The organism is Polynucleobacter sp. 15G-AUS-farblos, assembly GCF_018882445.1.
Taxonomy (GTDB): Bacteria; Pseudomonadota; Gammaproteobacteria; order Burkholderiales; family Burkholderiaceae; genus Polynucleobacter.
In genome coordinates, this window is sequence record NZ_JACVOM010000003.1 from 55,367 (window position 1) to 77,861 (window position 22,495).

Genomic DNA, 22,495 nt, shown 5'->3' on the forward strand with positions numbered 1-22,495 from the left:
GTTTAATTATTTTTGAGCGCGCTTGCGTTTCGCAATTTCTGCAATGCGCATACGCAAGGCATTGAGCTTGATGAAGCCACCAGCATCGGCTTGGTTATACGCACCGCCATCATCATCAAAAGTCGCGATATTTTGATCAAACAAAGTATTGGCTGAATCACGTGAGATCACAGATACGGATCCTTTGTAAAGCTTCAAACGAACCACACCATTGACCATCTGCTGGGTATGATCGATCAGGGTTTGTAAAGCAATCCGCTCTGGCGACCACCAGAGGCCGTTATAGATCAAGCTAGCGTAACGCGGCATGAGATCGTCTTTAAGGTGGGCCACTTCGCGATCAAGGGTAATACTCTCAATACCTCGGTGTGCCTTCAAGAGGATCGTACCGCCTGGGGTTTCGTAACAACCACGGCTCTTCATGCCGACAAAACGGTTTTCCACCAAATCAAGACGGCCGATGCCATGCATTCCGCCAATACGGTTTAGTTCAGCCAATAGCTCATGTGGTTTATAGGCTTTTCCATTAATCGCAACTGGATCACCTGATTTAAATTCAATTTCAATAATTTCTGGGGCGTCAGGCGCCTTCTCAGGAGAGACAGTCCAACGCCACATTGACTCTTCAGCTTCAGCATTTGGATTTTCCAAATGACGGCCTTCGTAACTAATGTGCAATAAGTTGGCGTCCATTGAATAAGGTGATCCGCCCTGCTTATGCTTCATCTCAACAGGAATGCCATGTTTTTCAGCGTAGGCCATCAACTTTTCACGTGAAAGCAAGTCCCACTCACGCCATGGGGCGATGACTTTAATTCCTGGCTCTAATGCGTAGTAACCCAACTCAAAGCGAACCTGATCATTACCTTTACCAGTAGCGCCATGAGAAACAGCATCTGCACCTGTCAGGCGAGCAATCTCTATTTGACGCTTCGCAATCAATGGGCGGGCAATTGATGTACCTAGTAAATATTCGCCCTCATAAATCGTATTGGCACGAAACATGGGGAAAACAAAGTCTCGGACAAACTCTTCACGCAAATCATCGATAAAAATATTCTCTGGCTTGATACCAAACTGCAAGGCCTTAGCGCGGGCTGGCTCCAACTCTTCACCCTGACCCAAGTCAGCTGTAAATGTCACGATCTCACAACCATAAGTGTCTTGAAGCCACTTCAAGATCACGCTAGTGTCTAGACCACCTGAATACGCCAATACTGCTTTTTTAATATCAGACATGATTTCTATTCAATCAAAAAATAATCAAAACAAATTACAAAACTAAATAAATTCTTCACTTTTAGTCCAGGCGCCCACAGAGCAAATACTCCATTAGCGCTTTTTGAATATGCAAACGATTTTCCGCCTCTTCCCAGACAATACTTTGAGGCCCATCAATTACACCTGCAGATACTTCTTCTCCGCGATGCGCTGGTAAGCAATGCATAAACAAGGCATCCGGCTTTGCAGCAGCCATAAGCTCCTCATCAACCATCCAATCTTGGAAGGCCTTCATGCGGGAAGCGTTTTCATCTTCATACCCCATGCTAGTCCACACATCTGTTGTGACCAAGTCAGCGCCCTTGCAAGCATCCATCGGGTCAGCACACACTGTTAAATGTTTTGCCGCTTCCTCAGTCAAACGAGAAGTGTCTAGTTGATAACCTTCTGGAGCTGAAAAACGAAACTGAAAATCTAAACACTCAGCTGCCTGAATCCAGGTGTAGGCCATATTATTGGCATCACCCACCCAAGCTACTGTTTTCCCCTGAATAGGCCCCCTTGCTTCCACGAAAGTAAAGATATCGGCTAAGACTTGGCAAGGATGAAACTCATTGGTTAAACCATTAATCACTGGCACACGAGAATTAGCAGCAAAGCGCTCAATGATCTCCTGCCCAAAGGTACGGATCATGATGATATCCGTCATTCTGGATATCACCTGCGCAGCATCCTCTACAGGCTCACCACGCCCTAATTGAGTATCGCGAGTATTCAGGTATACAGCGTGTCCACCAAGCTGATGGATGCCTGCTTCAAAGGATAGGCGCGTCCGTGTAGAGTGCTTCTCAAAAATCATGGCTAAGGTACGGTCATGCAAAGGATGCCAAGTTTCGTAACTTTTAAATTTTGACTTGAGCCATGCCGCTCTTTTGAGCAAATAGTCATACTCTTCGCGCGTGAGGTCAGAAAACTGCAGGTAGTGCTTCACCTGACCAGGCACTTGAGGCTTTGCCAGAGATGTCATAGTTGAGCTTTCTACTAAAGTTTTAGCTTGCATTTTTTTCTCAAAGCATTCGACTGCACGAAAATAGATCCTAAAGTCATCTTACGGCCAACTCTGGCTGTTAAGCTAGAGGGCTTAGTACCCCTTATTTCTACCACGATCTTGACGCCAACTTGAACCACAAAAAGCTTTTCATTCAAGGCATTACAACTTCCGGCAAGCCATTTCGGCCCAGCGATTGGGCGGAGCGTCTTTGCGGGGTGATGGCTACCTTTCGCCCCCCAGGAGATTCTGGAGACCCTCGCTTCACTTATTCGCCCTATGTCAGACCCGTACTGATTGCAAAAGTGAAATGCGTTGTTATTGATACCAGACTAGGTGAGCTTGATCCGAGAGCGCTGGACTTTGTCGTGAACTTTGCCAAAGACAACAGCCTACCGATCGAAGAAGCGTGCGAGTTTGAACCCAAACCCCAAACCTAGCCCTAAAAACAAAAACCCGCTCTGATCAGGAGCGGGCTTAGGTCGAAACTACTTCGACCAGCCTAAAACAATTACAGAATTACGCTGCCATCGCCTTAATAGCGGCGGACAAACGTGACTTCTGACGTGCTGCAGTATTTTTGTGAGCGATCTTTTTATCAGCAATCTTGTCGATTGTTGCCTGAGTTGCTGCGAATACTTTCGCTGCAGATGCTTTATCACCAGTTTCGATTGCTTTACGAACTGCCTTAATGGAAGTACGAAGCTTTGAACGCAAGCTGGAGTTATGCTCGTTCTGTTTTACTGCCTGGCGTGCGCGCTTACGCGCTTGTGCTGTATTGGCCATCTTTAAACCTTGCCTCTATAAATTACAAACTACGATTAGTTGAAAATCTTGTCGGACTTGCTGGATTTGTAAGCCAGCTCACCAAAACCCAAGATTTTACATTAAAGGGGCAAAAAAGCCCAGTTGCTTGATAAATAGGGGAAAATCGGCTCATGAACCTGCTTTCTGCCGCTGCCAAAGTTAGCTCCCTGACGATGCTATCCCGTATTACGGGCCTCCTGAGGGAGACTTTGATCGCCCGTAGCTTTGGCGCATCCGAGTGGACTGATGCCTTTAATGTGGCTTTTAGGCTACCGAACCTTCTGCGCCGTCTATTTGCTGAGGGGGCCTTTTCCCAGGCATTTGTACCCATTTTGGGGGAAATTTCCAGCAAAGGGGACCAAAAACAGGCTCAAATCCTCGTTAATGCGGTCGCCACCCTCTTATTTTGGGCTTTACTGCTGACGGTACTGCTTGGGGTCATTGGTGCCCCAGTGCTCATTCTGGTGATTGCTACAGGATTTAGCGGTGGCCCTGCTTATGAGGCAAGCGTGGTCATGACCCGCATCATGTTCCCTTACATCGGGCTAATTTCCATGGTTTCACTATCGGCGGGGATTTTGAACACCTTTGGCCGCTTTGCCATCCCTGCCTTCACCCCTGTTTTACTCAATCTCGCCTTGATTGGCAGCGCAATCTTTCTGGCACCTCATTTAGATCAACCTATTTATGCCCTGAGTATTGGCGTGTTGTTGGGCGGCGTACTGCAATTAGCGATTCAAATTCCTGCCCTGTCACGTTTAGGACTTTTGCCACGTATCGGTTTATTACCAGGAGCCATTAAATCTGCAGTTCAAAATCCCGATGCCAAGCGTGTTTTAAAACTGATGGGGCCTGCAGTATTTGCGGTATCGGTCGCACAAATTTCTTTAATCATTAACACTAATATCGCTTCTCGCTTGCAAGCCGGCAGTGTTTCTTGGCTTTCTTATGCCGATCGACTAATGGAGTTTCCAACTGCACTTTTGGGTGTTGCTTTAGGTACGGTACTGCTGCCGAGCTTAAGCAAGGCAAACGCCAAAAATGATTTAGTCCATGCGGGTGAACTTCTAATCTGGGGTTTGCAGCTAACCTTTTTATTAGCTGCACCTTGCGCCATTGCACTCTTCATTTTTGGTGAACCGATTGCAGCAGTGCTGTATCACTACGGAAAATTTACCGCTCTCGATGTCTTAATGACGCAACGGGCTTTAGCTGCTTATGGCGTTGGTCTCATTGGCCTCATCTTGGTCAAAATTTTGGCGCCTGGTTTTTATTCTCGCCAGGATATTCGGACACCAGTCAAAATTGGCTTGCTCGTACTAGTAGCCACGCAGTTGGCTAACCTAGCCTTTGTCCCTTGGCTTGGACACGCCGGCTTGGCATTATCGGTAGGCACAGGCGCCTGTCTGAATGCGGCTCTACTATGGGTAGGACTCCATAAACGAGGCGCCCTACCCAGCTCGGCTTGGGTCAAATACCTAGGGCAATTATTGTTAGCGCTAATCCCTTTTTCTGGGGTACTTTTTTATGCTGCTAGCGCACACAATTGGATCGTCCTGCAATCAGATCCCTGGATTCGTATTGGCTTGCTGGCAGGCTGGCTTGCTTTGTCGGCTGTTGTCTACTTTGCCTCCCTGGCTTTAGTCGGAATTCGCTGGCAAAAATTCCTGCGTCATGCAAAATAGGATGTATGCCAACACAACAACTCGACTATTTCACCTCCCTAGTTGCTGAAGACGAACACCTGCCTTTAACTGAGGCAGCGATTGCGGTTGCTCAGCACGCATATCCTGATTTAGATGTTCAAGGAGTTCTCGATCAAATTGATGAGATGGGGAACAAACTCAAGGCCCGCATCACTCCAGACACATCACCGATGCAGCGTTTGCAAATTCTGAAGCATTTCTTTTATACCGAGTTAGGCTTTGGCCCAAACCCGAATGATTTTTACGCACCAGAAAATTCTTATCTGCACTACATCCTTGAGAATCGCAGAGGTATTCCAATTTCACTCGCGATCTTGATGATGGAGCTTGGCAATCAAATTGGATTAAAAATTCGTGGGGTGTCATTTCCAAATCACTTCATGATGCGCATCTCCTTACAACAAGGTGAGGTGATCATGGATCCACTCACTGGTGAATCACTCTCCAAAAATCAATTGCAAGAGATGCTGGACCCCTATTTAGATGCTAAGGGCTATCGGGGCGAGTTGAGCTTACCGCTCAACGTATTCTTGCGTGCTTCAAGCCCAAGAGAAATTCTGTCGCGCTTCTTAAGAAACCTCAAAATGATTTACTCCGAACATGAACGTTGGGAGCGCTTGCTGGGCATTCAGGAGCGCCTAGTGATACTGCTGCCAGATTCGGTTGAAGAGGTTCGCGATCGCGGCCTGATCTTTGCTCAACTGGAATATTTCCGACCAGCTCTTGATGATATGCATCGCTATCTTAGCGCAGCGCCTGAAGCCGAAGATGCGGGTGATATTCGCGAACATATCGCGACACTAGAAAGTCAAACCAAACTGCACTAAGGTTTAGAGCAGTTTGGTGGTTTGCTTATTTTTGCTTGCGCTTAAAAAGCTTATAGAGGGCAGCAAATACTACTGGGATCGCAGCAGCGCCTATGCCTACCAAAACAATCACATTTAAGTTTTGGCGAATGATCGGAATATTGCCGAAGAAGTAGCCAGCAATAACCAAGCCATAGACCCAGAGGGCTGCACCAGTGATATTAAAAAACTGGAAGCGCGAGAAGTTCATTTCTGAAACGCCGGCAACAAATGGAGCAAAGGTTCGGAAGATTGGCAAAAAACGCGCCAAGATAATCGTTTTGCCGCCATGCCTCTCATAGAACGAATGGGTCTTGCGTAGGGCGTTTTGATCAATCCACCGTGACTTACTGTTGAATATTTTTTGACCAATCCAGCGGCCAATGAAATAGTTCAGAGTATTTCCGCCTACCGCAGCAATCATTAAGCCAGTAGTGAGGGTCCAAAAATTGAAATGCTCAGTTGCGCAATAAGCGCCAGCAATAAACAACAGGGAATCGCCTGGTAAAAATGGTGCAACTACCAAGCCAGTTTCAGCGAAGACAATACCAAATAAGAGCCCATAGGCCCAGTCTCCATACTGCTGAATCACCACATCTAAATGGCGATCAATGTGTAATAACAAATCGCCTAATTGCATAATCGTATCAATCAACTTGAACTCCCAAAATTGGTTTGATACGGATATTAACAGGCTCTTATAATAGGGCATGCAAACTGAACCCTACATTCAGCCTATGCAATCTCCAGAGCTGTTTTCAACGATTTGTATTGTTGGACCCACTGGCGCAGGCAAAACGCATCTCGCCATGTCATTGGCTGAATATGCAAAATCCATTGGCCTCACTGTTGAGCTCATTAGTATGGACTCTGCCTTGGTCTATCGCGGTCTTGATATTGGTAGCGCTAAACCCACTAAAGCAGAACAAGCCGCTGTCATCCATCACTTAATAGACATTCTGGATCCCACAGAAGTGTATTCAGCCGCCCGTTTTGCAAAAGATGCAAAACGATTGTGTGAAGAAATACGTATGCGAGGAAATATCCCCATCGTGGTCGGTGGAACCATGTTGTATTGGCGTGCTTGGGCACACGGCCTCTCTTCTTTGCCACCCGCAAACCCAGAGATTCGGGTTCGACTTGAAGAGCGAGCAAAGGAAATAGGATGGCCCGCGATGCACGAACGACTAGCTCAAGTAGATTCAGTGACGGCGAGTCGATTAAAACCAAATGATTCACAACGCGTGCAACGCGCCCTAGAAGTTTATGAAATCACTGGTAAACCTATGTCTAGCTTATTAGCTGAGTCACCCAGTGAAGACGGTCGTGAGGGATCAGCGATACCACCATGGATTCATTTAGTTTCTCTTGAGCCCAGTGATCGCGCTCGACTCCATCTCAATCTAGAAAAACGTTTTGATGTTATGTTATCTGGTGGCTTGATTGAAGAGGTAGAGCTACTCAAAAAAAATATTGGCCTGCATGCCGACCTTCCAGCGATTCGCTCAGTTGGGTATCGACAGGTTTGGGAATATCTTGACGGACAAATAGATCGAGAACAAATGCGCTATAAGGCTTTAGCTGCTACTCGTCAACTAGGGAAACGCCAACTCACTTGGCTCAGGGCAATCGCTGGTAGAAATACCTTTGACCCCTTCAATCCAGATGAATTGAAGGCGGCTTTAGACTATTGCAAACAGAACTTAAAGTAAGCGCACTTAAATAACGATCGTTTGAGGAGCATCTTTAGGACGCTCTACGACTTCGCCAACAGTCCAGGATGTTAAACCCTGGGCAGCCAACGATTTTATCGCCGCATCCGCATTGGCCGGTGACACAATCACAACCATGCCAATACCGCAGTTAAATACACGGACCATTTCAGCATCTGCTACGCCGCCCTTCATTTGCAACCAACGGAAAAGTTCTGGCATTTGCCAGCTATCACGATGCAATACCGCTTGGGTGTTTTCTGGAAGAACGCGTGGTACGTTATCTACCAATCCACCACCCGTAATGTGCGCCATACCTTTGACATCAATCTCAGAGATCAGCTTGAGGAGTGGCTTGACATAAATCTGTGTCGGCGCCATCACCACATCACCTAGTGGGCGACCACCTAAATCGTCGCTTGGTTTTGCGCCTGCACGTTCGATAATTTTTCTAACCAATGAGTAACCATTGGAATGCGCACCACTAGATCCAATTGCCAAAATAGTGTCACCCGGAACAATAGTTGCACCGGTAATAATTTTGGATTTCTCTACTGCGCCAACAGCAAAACCTGCCAAGTCATATTCTCCAGGAGGGTACATCCCAGGCATTTCTGCAGTTTCACCACCGATCAGAGCGCAACCAGATATTTCACAACCTTTAGCAATACCACCAACCACTGTCGCTGCTGTGTCGACAGTGAGTTTGCCGCAAGCAAAATAATCCAAGAAAAAGAGCGGCTCAGCACCTTGAACCAAAATATCATTCACGCTCATTGCGACCAGATCCTGGCCAATCGTGTCATGACGATTCCACTCGAAGGCTAAACGTAATTTAGTGCCCACACCATCGGTACCCGACACCAAAACAGGCTCTTTATAGCGCTTTGGAACCTCAAAAAGAGCCCCAAAACCGCCAATACCAGCTAAAACACCCTCTCGCATGGTCTTCTTGGCCAAGGGCTTAATGCGGTCAACTAGATCATCCCCCGCATCAATATCGACGCCAGCGTCACGGTAGGAAAGGCCTTTTGATGGGGAATTGCTAGAAGATGTCATATCTGAGTCGGAATATTAGTAAAAATTGCTACTGGGTCAGTAGAATCATTGAATTCTAGAGGATTACACGCAATGTCTGAAATTTTTACCCCTTTTTTGGCCGCATTCATTCTGGCTTACGCCCTACGCCCTATATGTCTATGGCTTGAGACACATCGCATCCCGCGAGCCCTGGCGGCCCTTTTTTCGATGCTCTTTGGACTAGCGCTTATTGTTTTCATTCTTGGCCTACTTATAAGCCTACTCAAATATGAAATCCCGCTGATCAAAACTCAGCTTCCAGAATGGATAGCTAACACCCAGTCTTGGCTGAGTCCAAAATTAGATGAATTACGGATCAACATTGATTGGAGCAATCTCAAAACAACGGTCACCAAAAAAGTCACGGAGCATATCAGCGATAACGCAGATGCCTTAGTCAATTCGACAATTGATACGGTATTAGTTTCAGGGGGCTCTGTCATTTCTGCATTTGTAAATAGCGTACTCATCATTTTTGTCATGTTTTATTTACTGATTGATTGGGAACAATTTTTTACGCTCATCAAAAAGGCGGTGCCGCAACGCGCGCAGGAAACTGTGCATCATCTAGCAATGCATACCGATGGCCTGCTCTCTCAATATCTACGAGGCATGTTGATCGTGATTTCGATCATGTCTATTTTTTATAGCGTTGGCCTGAGTTTTGTTGGCATTAAAGGTGCAGTAGCACTGGGTGTATTTACTGCCCTCATGATTGCCATTCCTTATATTGGAATTGCATTAGGACTAACTCTTGCTACGTTATCTGCATTACTTCAGTTCGGCCCAGGCCCTGAAATCATTGGGGTTCTGGCCATATTTGGCGCTGGTCAATTTTTAGAGGGCTTTTTCTTAACACCTCGGTTAGTGGGCGAACGTATTGGCCTGCATCCCGTTGGCGTCTTATTTGCCTTATTGTTTTTTGGAAAATTATTTGGCTTCTTTGGCGTATTACTAGCACTCCCCATCAGTGCCGTCACGATGGTCTTGATTCAGTATGCATGGTCTCGATATACCCAAAGCTCTTGGTATCAAAAGTAGATTTGCGTTTGAATGAATAGAACTTCGCTGCCAAAACAATTTGCTTTAGACCTAAGTCATACACCCAAAGCAAGCCTAGAAAATTACTTGCCAGGTAAAGACCTGGCCTTAATTTCAACTCTCAGAGTATTGAGCCATGATTGGAATTCACAGGTTGAGAGTGCTAGCAACAATCCTTTAAACCAGCGCTGGATTTATTGGTGGGGGCCCGAAGGCTCTGGTCGCACTCACTTGTTAGAAGCGATGATCAATTCGGCGGCAGATGCGGGTTTAGCCCATTTCTTTTTAACACCCAATGAGCCAAGTGCATGGGTCCGCCTTGAAGAAAAAATGAGCTCGCTTGCACAAAGCGATACGCCCGCAGTCATTGCAGTAGATGACGTTGATCGCCTTGATGAACGCTTAGTAGGCGCTTTATTTCGAATTCTGAATGGGGTCCAAGCCAGTAAGGCGATTTACATTTTGATGGCGGGCAAAGCTGCCCCCGCTACTCTTGAGCTCAGAGAAGACCTACGAACCCGCTTGGGCTGGGGTTTGGTGTTTCAGACTGAACTTTTGGATGATGATGCGAAAATACAAGCCTTAGAGCAAGCTGCGCAAGCGCGTGGCCTAGTTTTATCGCCGGACGTGTTGCCATGGCTGCTGAGCCGTTTTTATCGCGACATGCCTAATTTAATGGCTCTGATTGATGCGCTGGATGCTTATTCATTAGAAACAAAACGTGCAGTAACCTTACCCCTTGTGCGTGAGCTCTTGCAGCCAAAATAATTTACTCAATATCAACTCGTGACCCAATTAGCCCTCTTCGATCTAGATCACACTCTTTTGCCCTGCGATAGCGATTACGAATGGGGACAATTTCTGGCCCGCATTGGCGTTGTTGATAGCGAGTATTACGCCAAACAAAATGAACGTTTCTATCAAGATTACAAAGATGGCAAACTCGATATTCACGAATTTTTGCGCTTTGCTTTAAAGCCTTTGTCTGAACATTCACGTGAGCAATTAAAAGAGTGGCACGATGCTTTTATGAAAGAAGTAATCACCGGACAATTACGTCAGCAAGCAATTGATCTAGTGAAACGCCATCAAGATGCTGGAGATTTATGCTGCGTAATCACCGCTACTAATAGCTTCGTGACACGCCCTATTGTGGAGAGCTTTGGGATTGAGCATCTGATTGCTACCGAACCTGCCAAAAGCTCTGATCACCCTATGGCCCCCTTCACAGGCAATGTACAAGGCATACCCAATTTCCGTGAAGGTAAGATCCAGAATCTACATGACTGGCTCTCCAGAAGAAATCTGTCACTAGACACTTTGCCTCGGAGCTATTTTTACTCCGACTCTATGAATGACTTACCCTTACTAGAAAAAGTGAGTCATCCTGTCGCCACTAATCCCGATGATCGTCTGCGTAATGAAGCCCAGAAACGTAACTGGCCTATTCTTGAGTTATTCGCATGATCACTAAGTTCATTAAACGGATCTTGCGTCGTGACCCCATGGTCAAGCACACGCAAGCAAATAATACGGGCGCTCCAAAACGGATCCCAAAAAAAACCCATCGCATTGATCCCCATTTGCTTTCTAAAAATGCAGTCAAGGTAACGGACACCTTGCAACAAGCAGGTTACGAGGCGTTTATTGTGGGTGGCGCAGTGCGTGATTTAGTGCTGGGTATTGGCCCCAAAGACTTCGATGTGGCAACCAATGCCACCCCAGATCAAGTACAGAAATTATTCCGCAAGGCCCGCTTGATTGGTCGTCGCTTCCAAATCGTACATGTCACTTTTTTTGGTAAAGGTCACCCTGAAATTATTGAGGTTTCAACCTTTAGGGCCTTACTAGATAACGCTGGTGACCACGTTGCAGAAAGTGGACGTATTTTGCGCGACAACGTTTGGGGCTCACAAGGTGAAGATGCAGCACGGCGTGATTTCAGCATCAATGCAATGTATTACGACCCTTCCTCTGAAACCGTACTCGACTATCACGGCGGTATGGCAGATATTCAGAAGAAAACCTTACGCATGATTGGTGATCCCGCTAAACGCTATCGCGAAGATCCCATCCGAATGCTTAGAGCGATTCGTTTTGCAGCTAAAACAGAATTTACTTTGGAGGCTGCGACACGTGCTCCCATCGCTAAATTAGGCACCTTATTAAAAGATGTTCCTTCGGCTCGCTTGTTTGATGAAATCCTGAAGCTACTGATGTCCGGCTACTCCTGGGCAGCAATCCAAGGTTTACGTGATGCCGGTTTGCATCATGGACTCTTGCCTTTGTTAGATCACATTTTGGATACGAGCGAAGACTCTAAAGAAGCCAATCAATTTGTTAAGCTTGCATTAGCTAACACTGACCAGCGTATTCAAGCAGGAAAAAGTGTTTCTGCAGGATTTTTATTTGCGACGCTACTTTGGCCTGACCTACTTAAAAACTGGAATGCCAATTTAGCTAAGGGCATGGCTAACATTCCCGCTTTGCAGGATGCCATGGACGATACGATTGCGACTCAAAGCAGTGGCATGACAATTCAACGTCGCTTTGAGAGTGATATGCGAGAAATCTGGTCCATGCAACCCCGGTTTGAAAAACGGGTTGGACGCTACCCCTTCCGCTTAATTGAATCACCCCGTTTTAGAGCAGGTTATGACTTTCTTCTGCTGCGCTGTGCAACCGGTGAAAAAGAGGCCTCCCTTGGCCAATGGTGGACAGACTTTATTGCTGCCGACCCTAGCGGGCAAGACGCATTAATGGCTAGCGCCAAGAATGAGACGGGCAATAGCGCATCCCCAGCCAAAAGACGCCGTCGCAGAAAACCTAAATCTGCCACCCCCACTTCCGTCGAAAGCGATCCGAGCTAAGCAAATTTTTAGAAACTTCTGTAAAGTAAGTTCATCTTAGGTTGGGAATCGTATGGCACGGGCATATATTGGATTTGGCGGCAACATTGGCGACACGCGTCAGCTCATCACTGATGCGATTATTTGCTTAGCCCAACGCTGCGAATTACAGATCATTGCCAAGAGCTGCTTCTACCAAAGCGCACCTGTAGATGCGCTTGGCGGTGACTATATCAATGCGGTCATTGAAATTGATACTCAACTTTCGCCCTATGGACTTTTGTACGTCTGCCAAGCAGTAGAACAAGAATTTGGACGCGAGCGTCCTTATGCTAATGCGCCAAGAACACTTGATCTCGACATTCTGTCCTTTGAGGGGGTTACCCAAAACGAGACAGAGCTGATGCTCCCGCATCCCAGGATTACCGAGCGTTCTTTTGTTCTTCTACCCTTGCTTGAAATTGCCCCCGACTTCTTTCTGCCTAATTTAGGCGAACTGAAGGCTTATTTACCTAAAGTCGCCCATCAGCGCATTGAAAAACTCCCCTGCCGCAACTGCAATTGCGGGGAAAAAGACGTTTATAGCCAATCGGCGCATTAATTCATTAAACTCTCGCCATGGGTTATTTACAGGGCGAAAAGCCAATTTCGATTACTAAGCTCCTCGCGATGCACGCTGAGGGTGAAAAAATTTCTATGCTCACCGCATATGACTCAACTATGTCTGCCTTGCTGAATCGCTGCGGTGTCGAAGTCATTCTGATCGGCGACTCTTTAGGCAATGTCATTCAAGGACAAACCAGCACAACTCCTGTCACGATTGAGCAGATGGCGTATCACACCACCTGCGTAGCACGTGCCAACTCACATGCTTTTTTGATTGGGGATTTGCCTTTTGCTAGCTACGGCGATCCTGTGCAAGCTCTAGAGTCTGCTGCAGAGCTCATGCGTGCTGGTGCAGATATGGTGAAACTTGAAGGTGGCGGCCCTTGGCAAGTAGAAATTATTCAATACTTAGTTGAACGTAGTGTTCCAGTTTGCGCGCACCTTGGCTTACTTCCACAATCAGTTCATCTTTTGGGCGGCTATAAAGTACAAGGTAAGTCAAAGGACTCGGCAAGCATCATGCTTGAGCAAGCACTTGCTTGCCAAGATGCTGGAGCTCAAATGGTTGTTCTCGAGGCAATTCCTTCAACGCTAGGCGAAAGAATTACTGCTGAGCTGCATATCCCCACAATTGGTATTGGCGCTGGATCAGCTTGCTCTGGTCAAGTGCTGGTTTTACAAGATATGTTAGGTATTAGCCCTGGTAAACCGCCCAAGTTCGTGAAGAACTTCATGGAAGGTCGCCACTCTATCGAGGCCGCTATCAAAGCCTACGTGAGAGAGGTTAAGGCCGGGAAATTTCCCGGACCTGAATACGGCTTTGCTGGCTAAGAATCCTTAACTAAAAAAGCTTTTCACCCCATCAAACCAGCCCTTTTGTTGAGGGCTGTGCTTATCGCCTCCAGACTTGAGACTGTCATCAAATTTTTGCAGCAATTTTCTTTGCTCGTCAGTCAATTTAATTGGTGTCTCGACTACTACGTGAACAAAAAGATCGCCCACCAAGGAAGAACGTAAACCTTTAATTCCTTTATTGCGTAAGCGGAATGTTTTTCCAGTCTGAGTACCCTCTGGAATCGGAAACTCCACACGACCTGATAGCGTTGGCACTTCAATCTCGCCACCAATCGTAGCGGTAGCAAACGAGATTGGCATTTGCACATGAAGATCACTACCGTCACGCTCAAATACTGAATGGGGCCTTACTCGTACCTCTACATATAAATCACCTGATGGACCGCCATTAATTCCGGGCTCACCATTGCCAACTGAACGGACGCGCATGCCATCATCGATACCTGCTGGTATTTTGATCTCAAGTGTTTTTTGTTCTTTATGCTTACCGCTACCATGACAAGTTTTGCACGGCTTCGGAATGTACTCACCCGTGCCGCGGCACTTAGGGCAAGTTTGCTGCATTGAGAAGAAACCCTGTTGGACACGCACCTGACCATGACCATCGCAGGTAGAGCATTTCTCTGCCTTGGTGCCGGGCTCAGCGCCAGTACCGTGACAAGGCTTACAGTTACTCCAGCTAGGCACGCGAATCTGAGTGGTATACCCCTCAGCGGCTTGCTCTAAGGTGATATCCATGTTGTAACGAAGATCGGCGCCTTTATAAACCTGTGGTCCAGAGTGACGGCCGCCACCTTGACCAAAAATATCGCCGAAGATATCGCCAAAGGCATCGGCAAATCCACCGCCACCAAAGCCACCACCGCCAAATCCGCCCATTGAAGGATCCACTCCCGCATGACCATATTGATCATAAGCAGCGCGCCTATTGGGATCGGTCAGTGTTTCGTAGGCCTCTTTCACCTCTTTAAATTGGGCTTCAGCCGTTTTGCTATCGGGGTTGCGATCAGGGTGATACTTCATCGCCATTTTACGATAAGCCTTTTTTAGGTCCTCATCGCTGGCACCTTTTGCCACACCAAGCACTTCGTAATAATCGCGTTTACTTTTAGGCACAGCCAATTCCTCTCAACTACCTGAATGACACAAGTCGGCACACGGCCGACTTGTTATTTAAGTACATCAAAACTACGTTAATAAATGTCTGATTTAAGAATTACTTCTTGTCGTTAACCTCTTTAAAATCAGCATCGACAACATCAGCATCGGGAGCAGCACCTGGTGCAGCACCTGGAGCCGCACCTGGGGCAGCACCACCAGCCTTGGCCTGTTCAGCAGCCATGACTTTTTCGCCTAGCTTCTGACTTGCTTTACCCAAAGCCTCAGTCTTCGCTTCAATGATCGCCTTATCGCTACCTTTGATGGCTTCGTCCAACTCTTTGAGAGCAGCTTCGATTGCTTCTTTCTCAGCAGCCTCTAAGCTAGCGCCATGCTCTTCCAAGGCTTTCTTGGTTGAGTGCGCCAAAGCATCAGCAGTATTGCGAGCAGTTACCAACTCTAAAGCTTTTTTATCTTCAGCAGCATTGGCTTCTGCATCTTTGACCATGCGCTGAATTTCTTCTTCAGTTAAACCAGAGTTTGCCTTGATGGTGATCTTGTTCTCTTTACCAGTAGTTTTGTCTTTTGCGGTGACATGCAAAATACCATTGGCATCAATATCAAAAGTCACTTCAATTTGTGGCATACCGCGTTGTGCTGGCGCAATACCTTCGAGGTTAAATTCACCTAGCAACTTATTAGCTGCTGCCATCTCACGCTCACCTTGGAAGCACTTGATGGTCACTGCAGGCTGGTTATCTTCAGCGGTTGAGTAAACCTGTGAATGCTTAGTCGGAATCGTGGTGTTCTTAGGAATCATCTTGGTCATCACGCCACCCAGAGTTTCAATACCCAATGACAATGGAGTTACATCCAAGAGCAATACGTCTTTGCGATCGCCAGACAATACGGAACCTTGAATCGCAGCGCCAACGGCAACTGCCTCATCTGGGTTTACGTCTTTACGTGGCTCTTTACCAAAGATTTCTTTTACTTTGTCCTGAACAGCGGGCATACGGGTTTGACCACCAACCAAAATCACGTCATCGATGTCAGCTACGTTCACACCAGCATCTTTAATCGCTGTTAAGCAAGGACCAGCTGTACGGTTGATCAATTCTTCAACCAAAGATTCCAACTTAGCACGGGTCAACTTCAAGTTCAAATGCTTAGGACCGCTAGCATCAGCCGTCACATACGGCAAGTTAATTTCGGTTTGTTGTGCTGAAGACAATTCGATCTTCGCCTTTTCAGCTGCATCCTTTAAGCGCTGCAATGCCAATACGTCTTTGCTCAAATCAACGCCTTGCTCTTTCTTGAACTCAGCAATGATCCAATCAATGATGCGTTGGTCAAAGTCTTCACCACCCAAGAAGGTGTCGCCGTTGGTTGAGAGCACTTCAAACTGCTTCTCACCATCCACGTTAGCAATCTCGATGATAGAAACGTCGAATGTACCGCCGCCCAGGTCATAAACCGCAATTTTGCGATCCACTTTATCTTGCTTGTCCAAACCAAAAGCCAATGCAGCAGCTGTAGGCTCATTGATGATGCGCTTTACATCCAAACCAGCGATACGGCCAGCATCTTTAGTTGCTTGACGTTGGCTGTCATTGAAATAAGCGGGTACAGTAATTACAGCCTCGGTTACTTCTTCACCAAGGTAATCTTCTGCTGTCTTTTTCATCTTACGCAAGATCTCAGCGGACACTTGTTGTGGCGCCATTTTCTTGTCGCGTGCCTCAACCCAAGCATCACCGTTGTCTGCTTGAATAATGGCGTATGGCATTAAGCCAATATCTTTTTGCACTTCAGGATCAGTAAATTTGCGACCCATCAAACGCTTCACTGCGTAGATTGTATTTTTCGGGTTTGTTACTGACTGACGTTTTGCTGGCGCACCAACCAAAACCTCACCATCTTCAACATAAGCGATGATGGATGGTGTTGTACGAGCGCCTTCTGCGTTCTCGACAACTTTAGGTGCATTGTTTTCAACGACTGAAACACACGAATTAGTGGTTCCCAAGTCGATTCCGATAATCTTTCCCATAATGGCTCCAAAAAATGAAATTACTGCGTTGTTTTATATAAATTCGAACTACTGCTCTGAATAAATCGATACCCTGTAAATGGGGTTCAAAAAAGAGATTTCAAGGGCTGAAATAGTAAAAAAGGCAGAAATCTGCCCTTTTTATGCATTTTTGGGTCTTTTCTGGGGATTTACCCCCCTAAAAAGCCTTATTTCGGGGCGCTTACGGTCACCAAAGCGGGTCTAAGGACCCTATCGGCCACGGTATAACCTCGCTGAAGTACAGAAACTACAGTATTCGGATCCTGCTCTGATGGCACTGAGGCAATGGCTTGATGGTGATGAGGATCGAATTTATCCCCTACTGCAGGATTAATTTCGGTCATACGGCCTTTTTCAAAGGCAGATAAAAGCTGCTTGAGGGTGATTTCTAAACCCTCTTTAAACGCCTTTGCATCTCCAGCATCAGTACTCAAGGCTGCATATAGGCTGTCGGTGACAGGTACTAGATGCTCAGCAAAACTTTCAATTGCAAACTTGTGTGCCTTAGCAATGTCTTCAACAGCACGTCGGCGAATATTTTCACCTTCCGCCTTAGCGCGCAAGAAGTTATCTTGCATGTCGGTCAGCTTTTGATTGAGTTCAGCAATCTCCTGCTCTGGCGTCAAAGGTACAGCGGCTTCTGCAGCAGCCTCTGCCGCATCAGGAGTGGTATTTTCTGGCTCAGAATTGGGGTTTTGATTTTCTTGTGTCATGGATGCTATTTCGCTTTAATGAAGAATGGCTATTAAATGCAATATGGGGTTAAAAGATTGGAATTCAAGTCTTGGCTCGTTCTGCTAATTCTGCTCTCTCATTGCGCAAGGCAAGCTCAGCTTCAGACTCAGTGCCTAGCGACCAACCTAATAAATGCTGGTGGGCAATATCACTCAGAGCCTCAATCCATTTGGGGTTGCTATTCAGACAGGGAATATAGCGATAATCCTTGCCGCCATGCTCCAAGAAGATTTCTCTAGCTTCCATGGCAATTTCTTCGAGAGTCTCTAGACAATCCGCTGGAAATCCGGGGCAAAAAATATCAATCCGCTGACATCCTTCTTTTGCCAACTTTTCAATTGTTGGGGCGGTATAAGGCTTGAGCCATTCCGCCTTACCAAAGCGTGATTGAAAAGTCACAATGTATTCACCCTTTTCCAATCCCAATGCTTCACCAAGTAAGCGCCCTGTTTTTAAACATTCGCAGTGATAGGGGTCGCCCTTCATCAAATTACGCTTAGGCAAACCATGAAAGGACATGACAAAGCGATCGCCGGCCGCAAAATTGGGACGCCCATCTTTATCCCAAGCACTCAATACTTGATCACGCAATGCATGGATATAGGCAGCATTATCGTGATAGTGCTTCACTAAACGTAACTCCGGTTGATCGCGCCAAGTGCTTAGCACTCGAAAGACTTGATCAAAACTTGAGGCTGTCGTAGTAGCGGAATACTGGGGATACAAAGGCAAGAGTAATAAACGCTCCATACCTTGAGCCTTAAGGCTATCCAAGGCTTCTTGAGTTGAGGGTTGGCCATAGCGCATAGCCAAATCGACTAAGACAGTATGACCTTGGTGGGCAAACTTTTCACCTAATTCTTTCGCTTGCAAACGTGAGTAATGCATTAATGGTGAACCTAGTTTTGGTAACCAAATCGATGCATATTTTTTAGCAGATGCACTACTGCGAATCGGCAAAATAATGCCATTCAGGATGAACCACCAAATGAAGCGAGGAATTTCTACCACTCTAGGGTCGGATAGAAATTCTTTCAGATAAGCTCTCACCGCTTTTGGGGTTGGCGCAGATGGCGTTCCCAAATTCAGTAACAACACTGCCGTCTTGGAAGCTCTTAAGTGAGGATTTTGATTCAAAGTAATTTCTCTATTAATAATATTTTTTAAGAGCTCAGAGCACCTGATAATAATTTAGACGTAATATCGACAATCGGAATGACTCGATCGTAAGCCATACGCGTAGGGCCAATCACTCCTAAAGTACCTACAATCTGACCATCCACACTATAAGGTGCGCTGATGACAGCTAAGTCCTCATATGGCAAGAGATCGCTCTCACCACCAATGAAAATTTGAATGCCATCGGCATGACTAGAGACATCTAATAATTGCATTAAGACTGACTTTTGCTCCAACATATCAAACATCTTACGCAACTTATCAAGATTCGAGCTGAGGTCGCCCACATTAAGAAGACGGCGCTCACCCGATAAGACAACTTCACCCTGGCTCAAGTCATAATCTGCTACTCCAGTATGCAAGGCCAATGCCATCAGACCAGAAATGTCAGTGCGTAGATTATCTAAGTCTGCTTTGAGATGGGCTCTCACTTGCTCAAAACTTTTTCCAGCAAACTGAGCATTGATGTAATTACCTGCCTCAATTAATTGGCTTGGTGTGTAATCTTGCGTTGTTGGCAAGATGCGGTTTTGTACATCACCCTCAGGAGTGACCATGATCAATAAAATCTTGCCCTCACCTAAGCGTAGAAATTCAATATGCTTAAAAACCTGAGCGCGCTTAGGAGTCATGACCACACCAGCAAAATGGGTGAGATTCGACAATATTTGAGCGGCAGAATTTAATACCCTTTGCGGTGAATCCGGCAAAAGTCCTTTTTCCATCTCTCGGGCAGCCATTTCCTCCAAAGGACGAATGGTCACCATCGTGTCCACAAATAGACGATAACCCCTGGGGGTAGGAATACGTCCAGCAGAGGTGTGAGGGCTGGTTACCAAGCCCATCTCCTCCAGATCCGCCATCACATTGCGAATGGTGGCGGCCGAAAGATCTAATCCTGAGTATCTCGAGAGCGTGCGCGAGCCAATAGGCTGACCCTCCTCGATATAACGCTCGATGAGGGTTTTGAGTAAAGCGCGGGAACGTTCATCCATGGTGGAAGGGATTTTATGCCTATGGTTTAATCGTCATATGTTAAGCCCATCCCCAAATTCCACCAACAAGCCATTTAAGCGGATTGCCCTTGTTGGCAAATTCCAGGCTGACGGAGTGGAGGAACGCCTACGGGATCTAGCCAAACTGGTGTCTGGCCTAGGGTGTGAAGTCTTTTTGGAGGCGGCAACCGCCCAACATCTGGGCGTTAGCGACTTTCCTACCAAAACGGCCGATGATTTTGCTGGGGCCATTGATTTAGTGGTGGTTTTAGGAGGTGACGGCACCATGCTCGGCATTGGTCGCCAATTAGCAGGCAAAAATGTTCCCTTGGTGGGCATCAACATGGGTCGCCTCGGATATATGACGGATATTCCGATTCAATCCGTACAAACTATTCTTCCGAAAATTATTGCCGGGGAATATGAAGCAGATACACGCACACTATTAGATGCAGTGGTTTTGCGTCAGGGCAAAGAGATTGCCCGCGCACTTGCCCTCAATGATGTGGTTGTGAATCGCTCAGGTATTTCTGGAATGGTAGAGCTCGCTGTCAACGTCAATGGTTCATTTATGTATAACCAGCGTTCAGATGGATTGATTGTGTCAACCCCAACTGGCTCAACTGCATACGCTCTATCTGCTGGTGGCCCCATTCTTCATCCACGGGTTGCCGGCATCTTGCTCGCACCAATTGCACCGCATTCACTCTCGAACCGACCTATTGTTTTGCCAGAAGATAGCGTGACTGTCATTGAGGTAGTAGATGGTCGAGAAGTGATTGTCAATTTTGATATGCAATCACAAACCGATTTACAAAGTGGCGACAAGGTTGAAGTGCGCCAATCCAATAAAACTATTACCCTCTTGCATCCTCGCAGTCACAGTGATTACAAAACCTTACGCGAGAAGCTTCACTGGAATGAGTACCCATCGACATTCTGATGTCGATTTCTTTGCTACGCTAATACATGCTTCAAACCATCTCACTTCGTGACTTTGTCATTGTTGATCAGCTTGAGCTTGATTTCGCTAGTGGCTTTACCGTCCTGACTGGCGAGACAGGGGCAGGTAAATCCATTTTGCTAGATGCGCTTAGCCTGGTATTAGGTGAGCGGGCGGATAGCAGTCAAATTCGGGAAGGTGCTACTCGCGCAGAGATATCAGCCCTTTTCAGAATTGACCCCGAACAAGTCCAACACTTTAAACAGTGGCTTGATGAACAAGGCTTCCCATTAGAAGATGATGGTCAAAGTCTTCTTCTCAAAAGAACAGTGGAGAGCAACGGCCGTAGCCGCGCTTTCATTAACGGCAGTGTCGCTACCGTAACGCAACTGCGTGAAGCCGGTGATCAGCTAGTAGATATACATGGTCAACACGCTCATCAACTATTACTCAAAGGTGGCGCCCAACGCGAATTACTTGATCGTCATGCAGGATTACTGCCTCTAGCATCTGATGTTGCTCAGACTTTCAAAACTTTATCCGACTCTCGCCGCAAATTAGAGCAGGCAGAAAATGCAGGGCAAGATATTGAGCGTGAGCGTGAGCGCCTAGAGTGGCAATTAGAAGAACTCACTGAACTTTCTCCCATCGAAGGAGAATGGAGCAACATTCAAAGCGAACATGCCCGATTGGCCAATGGCGCCAAAATTATTGGAGGCTGTCAGGAAGTCGTCGAATCATTAAGTGATGCAGAAAACTCGGTAGATTCCATTTTGTCTAAAGCCTGCGGCAATATCAGCGCATTGGCTGAACATGATCCAGCGCTGAGCACCATCAGCGAAGCTTTGGATTCGGCACAAATTCAATTAGATGAAGCGATTCATGGACTGAATCGTTATTTACAAAAACTAGATCTGGATCCTGCAAGACTAGAGCAAGTCGAAGAGCGGATGCAAGCGCTCTATGGCGCCGCACGTAAATACCGCACTGAAGTAGACGAGTTACCAAAGTTATTACTGGAAACCGGTGAGCGCTTAGAAGCATTAACAGCCTCGCAGAATATTGAAGCACTACGCGAGAGAGTGAAGAGCGAAGAAGCCTCTTATCTCAAGCTTGCTAAGCAACTGTCCCAAAAACGGAGTAAAGCCGCTACTGAGTTAAGTAAGCTGGTTACCGATGCCATGCAAGATCTCTCTATGGCTGGTGGTCAATTAGAAATTGCTTTAAGCCCTCTCGGTGAAGGCGGGTCTAGCGGCCTTGAGCAAATTGAATTTTTAGTTGCAGGCCACGCCGGCAGCACCCCACGCTCGTTAGCCAAAGTTGCCTCTGGTGGCGAATTGGCTCGCATCAGCTTAGCCATTAGCGTGATTACGAGCAAAGCTTCATTTACACCTACACTCATTTTTGATGAGGTCGATGCTGGTATTGGCGGAGCAGTTGCAGAAACCGTTGGCAAACTTTTGCATCAACTAGGCCAGTCACATCAAATTTTATGTGTGACCCACTTGCCTCAAGTAGCCGCCCAAGGGAATCACCATCTCAAGGTCAGCAAATCTCAAAGTGCTGATAAAACCGTGTCTCAAGTACTTCCACTGGGTAGATCAGAACGCGTCGAAGAAGTTGCGCGGATGCTTGGCGGAGCAACGATCACCGACACCACTCGCAGACATGCGCGAGAGTTGCTAGGGCAAAACTAAATTT

Annotated in this window: 22 protein-coding genes; 12 read left to right on the forward strand and 10 right to left on the reverse strand. The window is 46.7% G+C overall.

Annotated elements, in window-relative coordinates:
• Window positions 1-6: 6 nt before the first annotated feature.
• Both ICN41_RS05375 and argF read right to left on the reverse strand, forming a co-directional pair.
• Window positions 7-1,239: an argininosuccinate synthase gene (locus ICN41_RS05375; protein WP_216291796.1), complete on the reverse strand. Its 1,233-nt coding sequence runs from the start codon at window positions 1,237-1,239 to the stop codon at window positions 7-9.
• Window positions 1,240-1,300: 61 nt separating this feature from the next.
• On the reverse strand, window positions 1,301-2,248 hold the full coding sequence (gene argF / locus ICN41_RS05380; RefSeq protein WP_216292214.1) for an ornithine carbamoyltransferase: 948 nt from the start codon (window positions 2,246-2,248) through the stop codon (window positions 1,301-1,303).
• Window positions 2,249-2,400: 152 nt separating this feature from the next.
• Between argF and ICN41_RS05385 the strand changes: the two genes are divergently transcribed.
• Entirely contained in the window at window positions 2,401-2,709 is a 309-nt protein-coding gene (locus ICN41_RS05385; RefSeq protein WP_216291797.1) for a DUF3579 domain-containing protein, read from the forward strand.
• 79 nt (window positions 2,710-2,788) lie between these two features.
• Here ICN41_RS05385 and rpsT read toward each other — a convergent pair whose 3' ends face one another.
• The gene (rpsT, locus tag ICN41_RS05390; RefSeq protein WP_071466054.1) at window positions 2,789-3,055 is read right to left on the reverse strand and encodes a 30S ribosomal protein S20; all 267 of its coding nucleotides are present in this window, start codon (window positions 3,053-3,055) and stop codon (window positions 2,789-2,791) included.
• 152 nt (window positions 3,056-3,207) lie between these two features.
• Here rpsT and murJ point away from each other — a divergent pair, with 152 nt between their 5' ends.
• Complete coding sequence (murJ, locus tag ICN41_RS05395) at window positions 3,208-4,761, forward strand: murein biosynthesis integral membrane protein MurJ (protein ID WP_216291798.1); 1,554 nt, start codon at window positions 3,208-3,210, stop codon at window positions 4,759-4,761.
• 5 nt (window positions 4,762-4,766) lie between these two features.
• The gene (locus ICN41_RS05400; RefSeq protein WP_216291799.1) at window positions 4,767-5,609 is read left to right on the forward strand and encodes a SirB1 family protein; all 843 of its coding nucleotides are present in this window, start codon (window positions 4,767-4,769) and stop codon (window positions 5,607-5,609) included.
• Between the two features lie 25 nt (window positions 5,610-5,634).
• Here ICN41_RS05400 and ICN41_RS05405 read toward each other — a convergent pair whose 3' ends face one another.
• Window positions 5,635-6,267 (reverse strand): VTT domain-containing protein, encoded by a 633-nt coding sequence (locus tag ICN41_RS05405; protein WP_216292215.1) that lies wholly within the window; start codon window positions 6,265-6,267, stop codon window positions 5,635-5,637.
• Window positions 6,268-6,337: 70 nt separating this feature from the next.
• On the opposite strand from ICN41_RS05405, the gene miaA reads away from it, so the two are divergent.
• A complete protein-coding gene (gene miaA / locus ICN41_RS05410) occupies window positions 6,338-7,339 on the forward strand; it encodes a tRNA (adenosine(37)-N6)-dimethylallyltransferase MiaA (RefSeq protein ID WP_216291800.1) in 1,002 nt (333 codons plus the stop codon).
• Between the two features lie 6 nt (window positions 7,340-7,345).
• Here miaA and purM read toward each other — a convergent pair whose 3' ends face one another.
• Window positions 7,346-8,398 carry a phosphoribosylformylglycinamidine cyclo-ligase gene (gene purM, locus ICN41_RS05415; protein ID WP_216291801.1) on the reverse strand — a complete coding sequence of 351 codons (1,053 nt, stop codon included), beginning with the start codon at window positions 8,396-8,398 and terminating at the stop codon, window positions 7,346-7,348.
• Between the two features lie 72 nt (window positions 8,399-8,470).
• Here purM and ICN41_RS05420 point away from each other — a divergent pair, with 72 nt between their 5' ends.
• From ICN41_RS05420 to panB, 6 genes are read left to right on the forward strand one after another with little or no spacing between them, the layout of a single operon-like run.
• The gene (locus tag ICN41_RS05420; protein ID WP_216291802.1) at window positions 8,471-9,460 is read left to right on the forward strand and encodes an AI-2E family transporter; all 990 of its coding nucleotides are present in this window, start codon (window positions 8,471-8,473) and stop codon (window positions 9,458-9,460) included.
• Between the two features lie 12 nt (window positions 9,461-9,472).
• A complete protein-coding gene (hda, locus tag ICN41_RS05425; protein WP_216291803.1) occupies window positions 9,473-10,228 on the forward strand; it encodes a DnaA regulatory inactivator Hda in 756 nt (251 codons plus the stop codon).
• A gap of 18 nt (window positions 10,229-10,246) precedes the next feature.
• The gene (locus ICN41_RS05430; protein WP_216291804.1) at window positions 10,247-10,927 is read left to right on the forward strand and encodes an HAD-IB family hydrolase; all 681 of its coding nucleotides are present in this window, start codon (window positions 10,247-10,249) and stop codon (window positions 10,925-10,927) included.
• A complete protein-coding gene (pcnB, locus tag ICN41_RS05435; protein ID WP_216291805.1) occupies window positions 10,924-12,330 on the forward strand; it encodes a polynucleotide adenylyltransferase PcnB in 1,407 nt (468 codons plus the stop codon). Before ICN41_RS05430 ends, pcnB begins: the two co-directional genes overlap by 4 nt.
• Before the next feature lie 52 nt (window positions 12,331-12,382).
• Window positions 12,383-12,910 carry a 2-amino-4-hydroxy-6-hydroxymethyldihydropteridine diphosphokinase gene (folK, locus tag ICN41_RS05440; protein WP_216291806.1) on the forward strand — a complete coding sequence of 176 codons (528 nt, stop codon included), beginning with the start codon at window positions 12,383-12,385 and terminating at the stop codon, window positions 12,908-12,910.
• A gap of 17 nt (window positions 12,911-12,927) precedes the next feature.
• Window positions 12,928-13,746: a 3-methyl-2-oxobutanoate hydroxymethyltransferase gene (gene panB / locus ICN41_RS05445; protein WP_216291807.1), complete on the forward strand. Its 819-nt coding sequence runs from the start codon at window positions 12,928-12,930 to the stop codon at window positions 13,744-13,746.
• Window positions 13,747-13,752: 6 nt separating this feature from the next.
• Here the strand turns inward: panB and dnaJ are convergent, their stop codons facing one another.
• The 5 genes from dnaJ to hrcA all read right to left on the reverse strand — a co-directional run bounded on the left by dnaJ (window position 13,753) and on the right by hrcA (window position 19,851).
• On the reverse strand, window positions 13,753-14,886 hold the full coding sequence (dnaJ, locus tag ICN41_RS05450; protein ID WP_216291808.1) for a molecular chaperone DnaJ: 1,134 nt from the start codon (window positions 14,884-14,886) through the stop codon (window positions 13,753-13,755).
• A 100-nt stretch (window positions 14,887-14,986) separates the two neighbouring features.
• Entirely contained in the window at window positions 14,987-16,921 is a 1,935-nt protein-coding gene (gene dnaK, locus ICN41_RS05455; RefSeq protein ID WP_216291809.1) for a molecular chaperone DnaK, read from the reverse strand.
• A gap of 188 nt (window positions 16,922-17,109) precedes the next feature.
• Window positions 17,110-17,655 carry a nucleotide exchange factor GrpE gene (gene grpE / locus ICN41_RS05460; protein ID WP_216291810.1) on the reverse strand — a complete coding sequence of 182 codons (546 nt, stop codon included), beginning with the start codon at window positions 17,653-17,655 and terminating at the stop codon, window positions 17,110-17,112.
• Between the two features lie 64 nt (window positions 17,656-17,719).
• Window positions 17,720-18,820 (reverse strand): ferrochelatase, encoded by a 1,101-nt coding sequence (hemH, locus tag ICN41_RS05465; protein ID WP_370629109.1) that lies wholly within the window; start codon window positions 18,818-18,820, stop codon window positions 17,720-17,722.
• Window positions 18,821-18,840: 20 nt separating this feature from the next.
• Window positions 18,841-19,851, reverse strand: a complete 1,011-nt coding sequence (gene hrcA / locus ICN41_RS05470) for a heat-inducible transcriptional repressor HrcA (protein ID WP_216291812.1) — start codon at window positions 19,849-19,851, stop codon at window positions 18,841-18,843.
• A gap of 37 nt (window positions 19,852-19,888) precedes the next feature.
• Between hrcA and ICN41_RS05475 the strand changes: the two genes are divergently transcribed.
• Both ICN41_RS05475 and recN read left to right on the forward strand, forming a co-directional pair.
• Complete coding sequence (locus ICN41_RS05475) at window positions 19,889-20,794, forward strand: NAD kinase (RefSeq protein WP_216291813.1); 906 nt, start codon at window positions 19,889-19,891, stop codon at window positions 20,792-20,794.
• Window positions 20,795-20,820: 26 nt separating this feature from the next.
• Window positions 20,821-22,491 carry a DNA repair protein RecN gene (recN, locus tag ICN41_RS05480; RefSeq protein WP_216291814.1) on the forward strand — a complete coding sequence of 557 codons (1,671 nt, stop codon included), beginning with the start codon at window positions 20,821-20,823 and terminating at the stop codon, window positions 22,489-22,491.
• Window positions 22,492-22,495: the final 4 nt, after the last annotated feature.